The sequence below is a fragment of the Enterococcus hirae ATCC 9790 genome (assembly GCF_000271405.2).
GTDB classification, from domain to species: domain Bacteria; phylum Bacillota; class Bacilli; order Lactobacillales; family Enterococcaceae; genus Enterococcus_B; species Enterococcus_B hirae.
Genome location: NC_018081.1, coordinates 2,487,560 through 2,502,715, shown reverse-complemented (window position 1 = coordinate 2,502,715; position 15,156 = coordinate 2,487,560). Strand labels below are relative to the sequence as shown.

The following is a 15,156-nucleotide window of genomic DNA, read 5'->3' as shown; positions in this document are numbered from 1 at the left end:
AGAAGGGACGTAAGTAAATCATGGCATACCAATTTAAATTACCTGACATTGGTGAAGGAATCGCAGAAGGCGAAATCGTCAAATGGTTTGTCAAGCCAGGCGATACCATCAATGAGGATGATACGTTATTAGAAGTTCAAAATGATAAATCAGTAGAAGAAATTCCATCCCCAGTTACTGGGACAGTGAAAAACGTCATCGTACCTGAAGGAACAGTCGCGAATGTTGGCGATGTACTGGTAGAAATCGATGCACCAGGACATGAAGACAATGAAACAAGTGGCGATGCTGGAGTAGCAGCGAAAGAGCAAACACCTGAACATCCAGCTGCTGAACCAACTGAAGCTAGTGCCGATGGTGGGGTCTTTGAATTTAAATTACCCGATATTGGTGAAGGAATCGCAGAAGGTGAAATCGTTAAATGGTTTGTGAAACCAGGCGATACCATCAATGAAGATGACACATTGTTAGAAGTACAAAACGATAAATCGGTAGAAGAAATCCCGTCACCAGTGACTGGAACGGTTAAAAACATCTTGGTATCAGAAGGAACAGTTGCAACTGTTGGTGATGTATTAGTAGAAATCGATGCACCAGGACATAATAGTGCGCCTTCTACTACATCAGAAAAAACAGCTGAATCAACTGATGCTAAAGTAGAAACTTCTGGTTCAGCATCAGTAGCTGAGGCAGCTGATCCTAACAAACGTGTTTTGGCTATGCCATCAGTTCGACAATTTGCTCGTGAAAAAGATGTGGATATCACACAAGTCACTGCAACTGGTAAAGGCGGACGTGTGACAAAAGAAGATATTGAAAGTTATCTATCAGGTGGGCATGCGAGTCAAACAGCATCAGCTGAACCAGCTGCACCTGCGTCAGAAAAAGCGGTTGAAGCGAAAGCTGAAAGCAAGCCAGCAGCACCAGCAAAAGCGTTCAAATCTAATTTAGGTGAATTGGAAGAACGTGTAGCGATGACACCGACACGTAAAGCGATTGCTAAAGCAATGGTCAATAGCAAGCAAACAGCGCCACATGTTACTTTACATGATGAAGTAGAGGTTTCTAAACTTTGGGATAATCGTAAGAGATTTAAAGAAGTGGCAGCTGCGAATGGGACAAAATTGACTTTCTTGCCATACGTGGTAAAAGCATTAACTGCTACTGTGAAGAAATTCCCTATTTTGAATGCGTCAATTGATGATGCGAACCAAGAAATCGTTTATAAAAATTACTATAACATCGGAATTGCAACTGATACAGATCATGGCTTGTATGTACCAAATGTAAAAGATGCAGACCGTAAAGGCATGTTTGCGATTGCGGATGAAATCAATGAAAAAGCAAAACTAGCTCATGAAGGTAAATTAGCAGCTGAAGATATGCGAAATGGCACTATTACGATCAGTAACATTGGTTCTGTAGGTGGCGGTTGGTTTACACCAGTAATCAACTACCCTGAAGTAGCAATTTTAGGTGTGGGAACAATTGCACAACAACCGATCGTTAATGGTGAAGGTGAAATCGTTGTTGGACGAGTGATGAAACTTTCCTTAAGCTTTGATCACCGTATCGTAGACGGAGCAACAGCTCAACAAGCAATGAACAATATCAAACGACTTTTAGCTGATCCTGAGTTATTGATGATGGAAGGATGATAAACAAATGGTAGTTGGAGATTTTGCTGTAGAATTAGACACAGTTGTAATCGGTGCGGGACCTGGTGGCTATGTTGCTGCCATCCGTGCTGCTGAAATGGGACAAAAAGTGGCAATCATTGAAAGAGAATACATCGGTGGTGTTTGTTTAAACGTTGGTTGTATTCCTTCAAAAGCGCTGATTGCTGCAGGACATCATTATCAAGAATCTCTTGATTCAACTTTATTCGGTGTCACGAGTGAAAATGTCACACTTGATTTTGCAAAAACACAAGACTGGAAAGAAAATAAAGTAGTGAAAACACTGACTTCTGGTGTTGGTTTCTTATTGAAAAAACACAAGGTAGAAACAATCGAAGGTGAAGCATTCTTCGTCGATGATCATACATTACGTGTGATCCATCCTGATTCTGCTCAAACGTATTCTTTCAATAATGCAATCATTGCTACTGGTTCCCGTCCGATCGAAATCCCAGGCTTCAAGTTTGGCGGACGTGTACTTGACTCAACAGGCGGCTTAGCTTTAAAAGAAGTACCAAAAAAATTCGTCATCATTGGTGGCGGAGTTATTGGAGCAGAATTAGGTGGAGCCTATGCTAACTTAGGTGCTGAGGTAACGATTCTTGAAGGTTCTCCTCAAATTTTACCTACCTATGAAAAAGATATGGTGAAATTAGTGGAAGACGACTTCAAGAAAAAAGGTGTGACAATCGTAACCAATGCAATGGCGAAAGAAGCTGTTGATAATGGGGACAGTGTGACAGTCAAATATACTGTTGACGGTAAAGAAGAAACAGTGACAGCAGATTATGTTATGGTAACAGTTGGCCGTCGTCCAAATACTGACGATATGGGATTAGAACAAGCGGGTGTCGAAGTCGGTGAACGTGGATTGATTCCAGTGGATCAACAAGGGCGTACGAATGTGCCAAACATTTTTGCAATTGGGGATATCGTACCAGGTGCTGCTTTAGCGCATAAAGCAAGTTATGAAGCAAAAATTGCTGCAGAAGCTATCTCAGGTAAGAAAGTAGCAGTTGACTATAAAGCAATGCCTGCGGTTGCCTTTACAGATCCAGAATTAGCTTCTGTTGGGATGACGATCAAAGAAGCAAAAGAAGCTGGTATTGAAGCTACTGCATATAAATTTCCGTTTTCAGGAAATGGACGGGCGTTATCGCTTGCAAAAACAGAAGGTTTTATCCGTTTAGTGACGACCAATGAAGACAACGTCATCATTGGAGCGCAAATCGGTGGTGTAGGTGCTAGTGATATGGTTTCTGAGCTTGCTTTAGCCATTGAATCAGGAATGAATGCCGAAGACATTGCATTAACGATCCATCCGCATCCATCGCTAGGTGAAATTACGATGGATGCTGCTGAACTCGCTTTAGGTTTACCAATCCATATTTAATTTAGCAATTGGGATATTTTATCCGAGCTGTTTCAAAAAAAGTATGGACGCTGGCGATAGTTACCAGGTTAAAAACATCTTTTTGACAAATTGAATTGATACATGATCGATCAAACATCAAAGTTAGCAAAAATGCTAGCTTTGATGTTTTTTGTGGTCTTTTCAAAACCTCTTTTTCTGAAAAACAAAAAAGAAAGTCAAGCTTTTTGAAAGAGGGTGTTAGAATAAATGTGGTAAAAGCAATCAGATCAGCATATTTCTATATCAATGATTTGACTAGCGGAACTAGTTGTTTACTAACTAAATTTTAATCACTTTAAAGGAGATTCACTTTATGAGAAAAGAAACGATTAAAACACTTCAAGGAGACTGTCATGAGAATGAAAAGAATAATGAAATTGGCGGTCCTAATAATTCAATTAAAAAGAGAAATGAAAGGATTATAGAAGCATACCAAACAAAAAATACACCGATAGCAGGACTTGCTGAGCGATTTGGAGTATCAAAGAGAACCATTGGAAATGTAACACATAGTCTAAAAGAGCAAAATCTGCAACAGCAAAGCTTAACGAATGAGACAACTAAAGAAAAGGAAGACAGCAATAATCAAAATATCGAAGCATATTTAGCAGGAGAGTTGTGGTTAAGTAAACTTGTTAATAGATTTAACGGATCAGCGAGAACCATTTTGATGAAAATAAAGAAAGTAAGAGAACAGAAGGAAGAGATGCAATATAAAACATCGTCAGAAAATGAAATTTTACAGTTAGATAGAAATAGTCTCATGACAGAAGAAATAACGGAAATATTAATGAGATTTGATGAGACATTAAACTCAGGAAAAAACCAATGAAGTATGTAATGGGATTAAGTGAACGTCAAGAATCGGACAATTTATCCGATGAATTGTCAAATCATAATTTCACGACAGAGAATGAAGCGTCTATGAGCTCGTTAAACATACCTGAACATGAAGGACGTTAGTTTCATATGAAATCCCTTAGGAAAAGTAAAAATGTTAGATCTTTTTCTCTTATCTTAATAAATAAACCTACGTCACCGACAGAATTTATTTTCTCTATTTTGTTAGTGACGGTTCTTTGTATGAACATGTGAATTTTTATAGACTATTACTTATTTTTCTTAGCTAGCGATAAAACATAGTTATTCAACTATAAATTAATTATGTAAACTAGAAAATCGAAACTATTTGGTTATGTACTTATTCTTATGATACACTGATTTTGACTATAGGAAATAGGAGAATGAAGTATGCAAGATTATCAATACCCGCTTGATTTAGATTGGACCACCGAAGAAATGGTCATTGTGATGAAGATGTGGGAGGATTTAGAGTTAGCGAATGAAAAGGGCATCGATAATGCTCGGTTTTTAAAATCATACCAACAATTCAAAACAGTCATTCCATCTATCGGGGAAGAAAAAAATTAGGAAAAGAATTTGAAAAAGTATCAGGTTATTCATTGTATCGAACAGTTCAAGCAGCAAAAAAGAATCAGAAAAAAATCCTAAAAATGAATGGGTGAGAACATGAATAAACAAGAACTGATCCATCAGATCAAAATTTGGCTTAAAGAAGCAGCTGAGAAAATTCGTGCGGTACAAATCAAGACGCTTAAAGTTGATCAAAAAACCAATCGAAAAGATCTGGTTACCAATATGGATCGTGAAGTCCAAGCTTTTTTGATTGAAAAGATTCAGGCGTATAATCCAGAAGCAAAGATTCTCGCAGAAGAAGAAGGTTACAGTGAGTTAGAAAGCTTTGAAGGGCAAGTATTTGTTATTGATCCAATTGATGGAACCATGAACTTCGTACTTGAACAAGAGAATTTTTGTATTATGTTAGGCGTTTATCAAGATGGTGTTGGACAACTTGGTTTTATTTATGACGTGATGAAAGAAGCGCTGTATTGGGGTGGAAAAGATTTAGGTGTTTATATGAATGACCATCCGTTAACTAAGCCAGAAGACCTTCGTTTAAAAGATGGACTTATTGGTTTGAACGGTTATCTTTTTAGTCATAATCGGTGGAATGTCCGAACGATTGGTGAACAAAGTATGGGTGTTCGTATTTATGGATGTGCAGGACTAGAAATGATTGCACTTTTAAAAGGGAAACATATTGGTTATATTGCAAATTTGAGCCCGTGGGACTATGGCGCAGGGAATGTTTTACTCGCTGAATTTGGAATGAAATATAGCGGTATCTCAGGAGAAAAGCTAAAATTTCGAGGAAGAGAATATTATATTGCGGCTACACCTCAGGCCTATGATGAAATTCGGGCACTTATTGCTGCGGCTGATTCGCTAAATAAGTAAAAAAACCGCAAAATTAAGAAAAATATGGCTAAAATATTAATTTTCTCGAAAAAATGAAAACATTTTACTATATTTCATGAAAAAAGTTTGCTATAATAAACAGTCGAGTAAAATTGCACTGTCATAAAGAACCGAGAAGGAGTTAGTTACATTGAACTATAGAAATGATATCCGTAACGTAGCGATCATCGCCCACGTTGACCACGGAAAAACCACATTGGTTGATGAATTATTGAAACAATCAGATACATTAGACGCACACACACAATTACAAGAACGTGCGATGGATTCAAATGCTTTAGAAAAAGAACGTGGAATCACGATTTTAGCAAAAAATACCGCAGTTGATTATAAAGGGATTCGTGTCAATATCATGGATACACCTGGGCATGCGGACTTTGGTGGCGAAGTTGAACGAATCATGAAAATGGTTGACGGCGTTGTCTTAGTAGTTGATGCTTATGAAGGAACGATGCCACAAACTCGTTTTGTTTTGAAAAAAGCGCTAGAACAACATATTACACCGATCGTAGTTGTGAATAAAATTGATAAACCTTCTGCACGACCTGAGTTTGTTGTTGATGAAGTATTAGAATTATTTATTGAACTAGGTGCAGATGATGATCAATTAGATTTCCCAGTTATCTATGCTTCAGCATTAAACGGAACATCTAGCTTGTCTGATGATCCAGCTGATCAAGAACCAACAATGGCACCGATCTTTGATACAATTGTTGAAAAAATTCCTGCGCCAGTAGACAATAGCGATGAACCATTACAATTCCAAGTATCATTGCTTGATTATAACGACTATGTTGGACGTATCGGGATTGGTCGTGTCTTCCGTGGAACGATCAAAGTAGGGGACCAAGTTGCCTTACTAAAATTAGACGGTTCAGTTAAAAAATTCCGTGTAACTAAATTATTTGGTTTCTTCGGCTTGAAACGTTTAGAAATTGACGAAGCAAAAGCTGGAGATCTAATTGCCGTATCAGGAATGGAAGATATTTTCGTTGGGGAAACAGTGACACCTGTGGACCACCAAGATGCTCTGCCAATTCTACACATTGACGAACCAACACTGCAAATGACTTTCTTAGTGAATAATTCACCATTTGCTGGCCGTGAAGGGAAATATGTCACTGCTCGTAAAATTGAAGAACGCTTGATGGCTGAGTTGCAAACGGATGTTTCATTGCGTGTTGAACCAACAAATTCTCCAGATGCTTGGACTGTTTCTGGTCGTGGAGAACTTCATTTGTCAATCTTGATCGAAAACATGCGTCGTGAAGGTTATGAACTACAAGTATCGCGTCCTGAAGTTATCGAAAAAGAAATTGATGGCGTGAAATGTGAACCTTTTGAACGTGTTCAAATCGACACACCTGAAGAATATATGGGTAGCGTAATCGAATCATTAAGCTTACGTAAAGGTGAAATGCAAGACATGATCCATACTGGTAATGGACAAATCCGTCTAACATTTTTAACACCAGCTCGTGGCTTGATTGGTTATTCAACTGAATTCCTTTCAATGACTCGTGGCTACGGAATCATGAACCACACATTTGATCAATACCTACCAATGTTACCAGGTCAAATCGGTGGACGACACCAAGGTGCGTTAGTATCAATCGATACTGGAAAAGCAACGACTTATTCCATCATGAGTATCGAAGAACGTGGAACTGTTTTTGTTGAACCAGGTACAGAAGTTTATGAAGGTATGATCATTGGTGAAAATAGTCGTGACAATGACTTGACTGTTAACATTACGAAAGCAAAACAAATGACTAACGTTCGTTCTGCTACCAAGGACCAAACATCTGTTATCAAAAAACCAAAACAATTGACGTTAGAAGAATCGTTAGAATTCTTGAATGACGATGAATATTGTGAAGTAACACCGGAAAGTATCCGTTTAAGAAAACAAATCTTAAACAAAAATGCACGTGAAAAAGCTTCTAAAAAGAAAAAATAATCATCTGTTCAACTTGTTGATACAGTGATGTTTAGCTTTGAGAAATAAACCGAAGAAGTCCAAAAATAGGAGTAACTATTTTCGGGCATCTTCGGTTTATTTTTTGTTCAGATGACTGGTAAATCAGCATTAAAGTGGATGAAAAGAAAAATACTGTCGGCAAATTTTGCTTCTCAATTTTTTAGAACGTATTCAATTGTTTGAAATTAAAAGGAGAGAATTGTTTTTCCTTTTTCTAAAATTGTTATCTGTGGAGAAGTTAATAAAAATCAAAAGAAAAATTCAATAAGTACGCTAAAAGTTTATTAAAAGTCTTTTTAAAATCTTTAATTACCTCGGTTTTTGTTTCACGAAAAGCGAAAGTTTCACAAAAAGAATGTTGTACTTGATTGCTTGGAGAAGTAAAATATAATTGACGTATTATAGTTATAGAGGGGCGATAGAAGAGTCAATAATAAAAGATTGCTCTAGGCTTTTTATAAATAAAAAAACTAAACCGTGGACGAGCGACAGTTTTTTGACATAAAGCTGAATTTCGTAAAACATGGGGAGCTGTTTCAAGATTATCATCCTTAATGCTCCTGCGATTACTCGTCGCAGTTTTTACTTGGTGAGCGCTCAGGTCAAAGCGCTCTTTTCACAACCTCTTATTCACGGTGTTCAAGCATCAGCTCCTTGAAATAAGCCTGAATTTTTCAAAACATGAGAAGCTGTTTTAAAAAATTCTTTCTTATTGTCATCGGAGCTTCCCGATGCTTTCACAACCTCTTATTCACGGTGTTCAAGAAGCAACTCCTCAGCAATAAGCGATGATTTTCTAAAATATGAGAAGCTATTTTAAAAAATCCTCTCTTATTCGCTCGGAGCTGATCGCTTCTTTCACAACCTCTTAAATCAACTAAAAAGTAGGGATAAAATGAATGATATATTAAAACAATACTTTGGTTATGAAGTATTTCGCCCTGGACAAAAAGAAATTATCCGAAAGGTACTTGGTCATGAAGACGTCCTAGGGATCATGCCTACAGGAAGTGGGAAGTCCATTTGTTATCAATTGCCAGCGTTGATGCTGGATGGCTTGACTGTGGTCATTTCTCCCTTGATCTCTCTGATGAAAGATCAAGTAGATGCTGCCAATCAGTTAGGCATTTCAGCGACATTTATCAATAGTTCATTGGATAGTTATGAGACTGCTTCTCGGTTTCGATTACTCGAACAGCAACAAATCCAATTATTATATGTTGCGCCAGAACGGTTTATCATGCCAGATTTTATCCAATCAATGAAACGTTGGCACGTGCAACTGATAGCGATTGATGAAGCGCATTGTATTTCACAATGGGGACATGATTTTCGTCCAAGCTATCTTCATATGGCAGAAACATTAAACACGTTTGATCAACGACCGGTCATTGTGGCATTGACTGCTACTGCAACAAAGCAAGTAGCAGAAGATATTAAAAGACTTTTAAAGATACCAATGGATAATCATATTCAAACGGGTTTTGCACGAGAAAATCTACGTTTACAAGTAGTAAAAGATCAAAAAAAAGAGCAGTACTTAATTGAGTATCTACGTATCAATAAAAAGCAATCAGGGATCATTTATGCCGCTACCCGCAAAGAAGTTGATCGAATCTATCATTTGTTAAAGAAATTTGATTTCAGTGTTGGCAGATATCATGGTGGGATGAGTGAAAGCCAACGAACAGAAATCCAAGAAGACTTTTTATATGACCGTACAGAATTATTAGTTGCAACGAATGCTTTTGGCATGGGGATCAATAAGAGTAACATCCGCTTCGTCATTCACTATCAGATTCCTGGTTCTTTAGAAGCTTACTATCAGGAGGCGGGACGAGCAGGTCGTGATGGGCTCTTAAGTGAGGCTGTCTTGTTGTTTGCTCCCCAAGATATACAGGTCCAAAAATTTTTTATCCAACAATCTCAACGAGAAGAGTCACAAAAACAAAAAGAATACGAAAAATTAAAAGCAATGACGGAATACGTCTACATCGAATCCTGTCTGCAACAATATATTCTTACTTATTTTGGCGAAAAAAGTATCCCATGTGGAAGATGTGGTAACTGTTTAGATGAACGTGAACTAGTCGATGTAACGACTGAAACACAGATGGTGTTGTCTTGCTTGAAACGCATGGGTGAAAATTATGGGAAACAATTGTTGATGAAGGTATTAGCTGGTTCGAAAGAACAAAAAGTCAAGATGCTAGGTTTTCAAGCGTTATCAACTTACGGCTTATTAAAAAAATGGGCACAAAAAGATATTCTTCAGTTGATCGAGTATCTTATTTCTGGTGGTTATCTGTATTCAATGAACGGTGAATACCCCACGTTGAAAGTAACGGAACTGGGAATCGAAGTGTTAAAAGGGAAACAAAAAGTATTTAAAAAAGAAGCTGAAAAAGTCCAACAACTTTCTGATGAAGAAGCTGACACCTTATTTGAAACGCTAAGAGAGTTACGCACTGACTTAGCTTCTGAAGCAGGCGTGCCGCCTTATGTGGTTTTTTCAGATGCGACTTTAAAAGAAATGAGTCGACAACGTCCAAAAGATCGACTTTCTTTATTGCAGATAAAAGGGGTAGGACAAAGCAAGTTAGACAAATACGGGGACGCTTTTTTAGCACTGATACTTTCTAGTTAAGTAGTGTATCGTTTGTAAAATTAGTACATCTATTGTTTTTGCTCATGATAGGCTAGCAAATAGTAAAAAAAGAAGAAAATCCCTGAGCGAAAACTGGGATTTTTCCCCGTTAGAATTTTAAGTATGTTATAATAAATAAACTTAGAATGGGGGTAGGCTTAGATGGATTCTCTATCAAATGAATTTGCAGTTCAAGTGCTTAAAGATGAATCAGAACGAATCAAACGCTTGATCAAAAATCAAAAAAATAGCCTGTGTATCTCACAATGTAAGGCATTTGAAGAAGTAGTAGATACGCAAATGTATGGCTTCTCACAACAAGTCGGATTTGCCGTTCGTGTAGGCATCATCGATAAAACGGAAGGACAATTGTTGCTGAGTGAGCTAGAGCGTGAACTGAACCGATTATATAGTGAGGTTTACCAAGAAAATTACGATAAAAAAGAAATTGGCAAGGAGGAGTAAACTTGCCTAAGAAAGTAAAAAAAAGGCATTTATTAAACTATAGTATTTTGATTCCTTACTTGATTCTATGTATTTTAGGTTTAATCATGGTCTATAGTTCATCATCTTATTTATTGCTAGAAAATGGAAGCAGTCCTTCCGCCTCTTTTTTTAACCAAAGTTTGTTTTGGGGCGTTAGCTTAGTAGCTATTGGACTTTTATATAAAATGAAAACATCCGTATTAAAAAATCAACGACTGATTATGGCAGCTATTGCTGTACTGACGATCTTGCTATTGATCGTTTTATTCTTCGGGAAAGAGATCAATGGAGCGAAAGGATGGCTTCAAATCGCTGGATTCTCTCTCCAGCCAGCTGAATACTTAAAGATCATTGTAATTTGGTACTTAGCATTAACGTTATCTAAAAGACAAAGAAGCGTTCAAAAAGATTTTGTTTCTACTGTTAAAAGACCGTTACTGTTAGTGTTGGCACTAACAGCGCTAGTTGCTATTTTACCCGATTTTGGTAATGCAACTGTCATTTTTTTAATTATCTTAGTCTTACTTTTGGCTAGTGGTATCAACTACGTTTATACGTTGATCGTTGGGGGCGGTGGAGTTGGCTTGAGTGCTTTAGCAATCTGGTTGATCAATATCACCCACGGGAAAATATTTCCCGGACGTTTACAATATATCTATAACCGATTTGCCATTTATCAAAATCCTTTTTCTGATGAGTTGAACAAAGGGCATCAATTAGCTAATGGTTATTATGCGATGTTCAATGGAGGGCTTTTTGGCCGAGGTCTTGGAAATAGTATCCAGAAAAAAGGTTTTTTAAATGAAGCGCAGACGGACTTTATTTATGCCATTGTGGTAGAAGAGTTAGGCGTGATCATGGGGATCTTGATTCTTGCTTTACTGTTTTTCATGATTGTTCGGATCTTTTTGGTGGGGATTCGCTCAAAAGATCCATTTAATTCTCTATTATGTATTGGGATTGGTGCCATGTTCATGATCCAAATATTTATCAATTTGGGAGGGATAACCGGCGTTATTCCATTAACTGGGATCACTTTCCCATTTTTGAGTCAGGGAGGATCTAGTTTATTGATGTTATCCATTTGTGTTGGCTTCGTCTTGAATATCAGTGCAGATGAAAAACGAAAAAGTTTAGGTTTATACTAAAAAGATGTAGGAGTGGTTTGATGGAAAAAGTTTTAGTTGCTAACAGAGGAGAAATTGCTGTACGAGTGTTTCGAGCATGTACAGAATTAGGAATTAAAACTGTAGGTATCTACGCAAAAGAAGATGAGTATTCCGTGCACCGGTTTAAAGCAGATGAAGCATATCTAGTTGGCGAAGGGAAAAAACCGATTGATGCTTACTTAGATATTGAAGGGATTATTGCCATTGCGAAAGCCTGTGGAGCGGATGCGATCCATCCAGGCTATGGGTTGTTATCTGAAAATCTAAGTTTTGCAAAACGATGCAAGGAAGAAGGCATCACTTTTGTAGGACCAGACTTACATCATTTGGATATCTTTGGTGACAAGATCAAAGCAAAAGCAGCAGCTATCGCAGCTGGAATTGCTTCGATTCCTGGGACTGATGGACCGATTGAAAAGGTCGAAGATGCTTTGTCTTTTGCTGAAACGTACGGTTATCCGATCATGATCAAAGCCGCTCTAGGTGGTGGGGGACGAGGAATGCGTGTCGCCCATGATGAAAAAAGCGCTCGAGAAGGCTATGATCGCGCGAAAAGTGAAGCAAAAGCGGCTTTTGGCAGCGATGAAGTGTATGTTGAAAAATATATTGCAAATCCTAAACACATCGAAGTCCAAATTTTGGGCGATAAACATGGAAATGTGATCCATTTATTTGAAAGAGACTGCTCTGTACAAAGACGTCACCAAAAGGTAGTAGAGGTAGCACCTTGTGTCTCCATGTCGACTGAACAACGAGAACGCATCTGTCAAGCAGCCGTTCAATTAATGAAACACGTTGGTTATGTCAATGCTGGGACGGTTGAATTTTTAGTTGAAGGAAATGACTTTTATTTTATCGAAGTCAACCCTCGAGTCCAAGTGGAACATACGATTACAGAGATGATTACCGATGTGGACATCGTGACTACTCAATTATTGATTGCCCAAGGGAAAGATTTACACAGTGAAATTGGTCTGCCGCAACAAGCAGATATCAAACTAAATGGTTCTGCGATTCAATGTCGGATCACTACAGAAGACCCGTTGAATCATTTTCTTCCTGATACAGGGAAAATCGATACTTACCGTTCACCTGGTGGTTTCGGAGTGCGTTTAGATGTCGGTAATGCTTATGCAGGATATGTGGTTACCCCATACTTTGATTCACTTTTAGTCAAAGTTTGTACACATGCAGCAGATTTTGATACGGCAATCCAAAAAATGGAACGTTGCTTAAAAGAATTTCGGATTCGTGGAGTCAAAACCAATATTCCATTTATGTTGAATGTGATTTCCCATCCTGAATTTCAATCAGGAAACGCTAAAACGACATTTATCGATAATACAAAAGAATTGTTTGAGTTCCCTCGTTTACGCGACCGTGGGAATAAAACAATGAAATACATCGGTGAAATTACCGTGAATGGCTTCCCGGGAATCAAAAATGGTGAAAAACCATTTTATGAATCTCCTCGGGTACCGAAAGATTTGATTAAACGCCCAGATTATCTGACAGCAAAAAATGTTTTAGATTCTGATGGTTCGGATGCGTTAGTCCAATGGATCAAATCGCAAGAAAACTTGTTATTGACTGATACGACATTTAGAGATGCTCATCAAAGTTTATTAGCAACTCGTGTTCGTACGAAAGACTTTAAAGAGATTGCTCAATTGACCGGTGAAGGATTACCTGAACTATTCTCAAGTGAGATGTGGGGAGGAGCAACCTTTGACGTCGCTTATCGCTTCTTGAATGAAGATCCTTGGCAAAGATTAAGAAAGATCCGAGCATTGATGCCAAATACGCTGTTACAAATGTTGTTCAGAGGTTCAAATGCAGTCGGTTATTCCAATTATCCGGATAACGTCTTAGTAGAATTTGTGAAAGAAGCAGCGGCTCAAGGAATTGATGTGTTTCGAATCTTTGACAGTTTGAACTGGGTACCGCAAATGGAAAAAAGTATCCAAGCGGTTCGAGACACAGGTAAGATTGCAGAAGCTGCGATCTGCTATACCGGAGATATCAATGATCCTAGTCGTGCAAAATATAATGTCCAATATTACAAGGACATGGCGAAAGAACTAGAACAACTTGGGGCGCATATCATTGCGATCAAAGATATGGCTGGCTTGCTGAAACCACAAGCTGCTTATCGCTTGATCAGTGAATTGAAAGAGACTACTGATCTGCCAATCCACCTTCATACACATGATACGAGTGGAAATGGAATCATTACCTATTCTGCAGCTTCAAAGGCTGGGGTAGATATCGTTGATGTGGCGATGAGTGCGATGAGTGGGAATACAAGTCAACCAAGTATGAGCAGTTTGTATTATGCTTTGGTCAACGGTCCACGGTTGCCAGAGATCAATATTCAAAATGCACAACAATTGAATCATTACTGGGAAGATGTCCGTATGTATTACAAACCATTTGAGAACGGTTTGAATGCACCAGAAACAGAAGTATATATGCATGAAATGCCTGGTGGACAATACTCTAATCTCCAACAACAAGCCAAAGCAGTTGGTTTAGGAAATAAATGGGATGACATCAAACAGATGTACCATACAGTGAACCTGATGTTTGGTGATATCGTGAAAGTTACCCCTTCATCAAAAGTTGTAGGAGACATGGCCTTGTTCATGGTTCAAAATGATTTAACGGAGGAAGATATCTATGAAAAAGGTGAAACACTGAGTTTCCCTGAATCTGTCATTACTTTCTTCCAAGGAGAGCTAGGACAACCGGTTGGAGGATTCCCGGAAAAATTACAAAAGATCATCCTTAAAGGACGAGAAGCGATTACTGAACGTCCTGGAGCTTTAGCTAAACCAGTTGATTTCCAACAAGTCAAAGCAGAATTAGCTGAAAAAATCGGCTATGAACCTAAACAAGAAGAAGTGCTGAGCTATTTGATGTATCCGCAAGTCTTTCTAGATTATCAAGCAGCCTATAATCAATTTGGTGATGTGACATTACTTGATACACCAACATTCTTCCAAGGGATTCGCTTAGGAGAAACGGTGAATGTTCAAATTGAAAAAGGCAAGATTTTGATTATTCGCTTGGATGAAATCGGCGAACCAGATATTGAAGGAAATCGTGTCTTATTCTTTAACTTGAATGGGCAACGTCGTGAAATCACAGTGAACGACCATTCGATCATCAGTACTGTACAAACACGTGTGAAAGCTGAACCAACAAATCGTGAACATATCGGTGCAACGATGTCTGGTTCTGTATTAGATGTATTAGTCAAAAAAGGAGATCATGTCAAAAAAGGCGATACATTGATGATCACGGAAGCAATGAAAATGGAAACGGCAATTGAAGCTCGTTTTGATGGTGAAATTGCGCATGTCTATGTAACAGATGGCGATGCGATCGCTTCTGGTGACTTATTGATTGAAGTAACTGAAAAATAAAGGTGGGAAAAA

At 38.2% G+C, this 15,156-nt stretch carries 10 protein-coding genes and 1 pseudogene; all 11 read left to right on the top strand.

Annotation, left to right across the window (positions count from 1 at the left end; all coding sequences use genetic code 11):
* The first annotated feature begins 20 nt into the window (after positions 1-20).
* The 11 genes and pseudogenes from EHR_RS11875 to EHR_RS11830 all read left to right on the top strand — a co-directional run bounded on the left by EHR_RS11875 (position 21) and on the right by EHR_RS11830 (position 15,144).
* The gene (locus EHR_RS11875) at positions 21-1,658 is read left to right on the top strand and encodes a dihydrolipoyllysine-residue acetyltransferase (protein WP_010737449.1); all 1,638 of its coding nucleotides are present in this window, start codon (positions 21-23) and stop codon (positions 1,656-1,658) included.
* 7 nt (positions 1,659-1,665) lie between these two features.
* Complete coding sequence (gene lpdA / locus EHR_RS11870; RefSeq protein ID WP_010719369.1) at positions 1,666-3,072, top strand: dihydrolipoyl dehydrogenase; 1,407 nt, start codon at positions 1,666-1,668, stop codon at positions 3,070-3,072.
* Positions 3,073-3,406: 334 nt separating this feature from the next.
* Positions 3,407-3,925, top strand: a complete 519-nt coding sequence (locus EHR_RS11865; protein WP_014834714.1) for a hypothetical protein — start codon at positions 3,407-3,409, stop codon at positions 3,923-3,925.
* Positions 3,922-4,056, top strand: a complete 135-nt coding sequence (locus EHR_RS14650; protein WP_014834713.1) for a hypothetical protein — start codon at positions 3,922-3,924, stop codon at positions 4,054-4,056. Before EHR_RS11865 ends, EHR_RS14650 begins: the two co-directional genes overlap by 4 nt.
* Positions 4,057-4,344: 288 nt before the next feature.
* Positions 4,345-4,619, top strand: a pseudogene (locus EHR_RS11860) (UPF0223 family protein).
* Between the two features lie 4 nt (positions 4,620-4,623).
* Positions 4,624-5,412 carry an inositol monophosphatase family protein gene (locus tag EHR_RS11855; RefSeq protein ID WP_014834711.1) on the top strand — a complete coding sequence of 263 codons (789 nt, stop codon included), beginning with the start codon at positions 4,624-4,626 and terminating at the stop codon, positions 5,410-5,412.
* Positions 5,413-5,563: 151 nt separating this feature from the next.
* Positions 5,564-7,393, top strand: a complete 1,830-nt coding sequence (gene typA / locus EHR_RS11850) for a translational GTPase TypA (protein WP_010737451.1) — start codon at positions 5,564-5,566, stop codon at positions 7,391-7,393.
* A 916-nt stretch (positions 7,394-8,309) separates the two neighbouring features.
* Complete coding sequence (recQ, locus tag EHR_RS11845; protein ID WP_010737452.1) at positions 8,310-10,061, top strand: DNA helicase RecQ; 1,752 nt, start codon at positions 8,310-8,312, stop codon at positions 10,059-10,061.
* Between the two features lie 162 nt (positions 10,062-10,223).
* A complete protein-coding gene (locus tag EHR_RS11840; protein ID WP_010719354.1) occupies positions 10,224-10,526 on the top strand; it encodes a DUF1507 family protein in 303 nt (100 codons plus the stop codon).
* A 2-nt stretch (positions 10,527-10,528) separates the two neighbouring features.
* Positions 10,529-11,695, top strand: a complete 1,167-nt coding sequence (locus EHR_RS11835; RefSeq protein WP_010737453.1) for an FtsW/RodA/SpoVE family cell cycle protein — start codon at positions 10,529-10,531, stop codon at positions 11,693-11,695.
* 20 nt (positions 11,696-11,715) lie between these two features.
* Positions 11,716-15,144, top strand: coding sequence for a pyruvate carboxylase (locus EHR_RS11830; RefSeq protein WP_010737454.1), 3,429 nt, complete (start codon positions 11,716-11,718; stop codon positions 15,142-15,144).
* Positions 15,145-15,156 lie beyond the last annotated feature (12 nt).